Raw genomic sequence first — 815 nt, 5'->3', positions numbered from 1 at the left:
CGGCGAAATTTCGAAATCAACCATAAGCGAGGATTCGAAATGAATATTTCCGAGCATGGAGCCGTCGCCTTCCTATATGGCGTGAACGGTCGAATCGTCGGCCAGGTGATCATCGATGAGTGGTTCGGCATGGACCTCGGCGAGGAAGTGACCGTCACGCCTCGGGAAGGAGGGCTCCTTGGCTTGGCGCAGTTCGATAAGCCGATTGTGGCTGGCAGTGCTGTCCTGCCGCGCAGCCGTTCGACCAAGCCTTGGCTTCGAGCCAAAAAGGGGCGTGCCCGGCAATGAGAAAAAGCCACGGCCCGGCTTTCAAGAAGGCCGTAATTGATCTGGATGTATGCCCTTTGTGCCGTGGGAGAGCGGTCACCAAGGGTGTGTTTCACGAACTGCCATGCGACCACTGCAACGCCTCGGGCTGGGTGGTGGCTGCAACTGGCGAGGCCTTGCCTGTGGATGAACTGGTGACCCAGCTCAGCATGAGGCTGCAGGCCGCGACACGGCAGATCGAGCAGTTGAAGAAGCCTCGGGCGACTGGCCCAGAGGCGCTGTATCAGGAAGGCAACCGGCTGGGCGCCGGTGGCAGCAACTACACGGGCGATTGAGGGGGAAGGACATGATCTACAACAGCGTATCGGGAGCAGTGGTGGCCGCTCTGGCGGCTGGGGAGAAGGGCGCCGCGAAAGGGCAGGCCTGGCAGAAACTTTACAAGGCGGCAGAGGAGGAGGGTGGTTGCCTGGCTTCGCTCGGCGGGCAGTCGGGTGGTTTTGATCGGGCCCAGGTGGACTACTGGCTATCCGCTCGGCTGCACCATTTGT

General features: G+C 61.0%; 2 protein-coding genes and 1 pseudogene. All 3 read left to right on the top strand.

Annotated features, from left to right (window positions below; translation table 11 throughout):
- On the top strand, positions 1-288 hold a 288-nt coding region (locus tag MJ643_RS30445; RefSeq protein ID WP_247727285.1), incomplete at its 5' end, for a hypothetical protein.
- On the top strand, positions 285-602 hold the full coding sequence (locus MJ643_RS30440) for a hypothetical protein (protein WP_247727284.1): 318 nt from the start codon (positions 285-287) through the stop codon (positions 600-602). The genes MJ643_RS30445 and MJ643_RS30440, both read left to right, overlap by 4 nt.
- An 11-nt stretch (positions 603-613) precedes the next feature.
- Positions 614-815: pseudogene (locus MJ643_RS30435) on the top strand (hypothetical protein); the annotation flags it as partial.

The sequence above is a fragment of the Pseudomonas sp. PNPG3 genome, from assembly GCF_023093815.1.
Lineage (GTDB): Bacteria > Pseudomonadota > Gammaproteobacteria > Pseudomonadales > Pseudomonadaceae > Aquipseudomonas > Aquipseudomonas asiatica.
Note: the sequence above shows the minus strand (reverse complement) of the source record. Positions and strands in the feature narration are given on the sequence as shown.

What these genes read in the sequence shown, in the direction of transcription:
- MJ643_RS30440 (WP_247727284.1), top strand. Translation starts at nt 285, where the DNA reads ATGAGAAAAAGCCACGGCCCGGCTTTCAAGAAGGCCGTAATTGATCTG.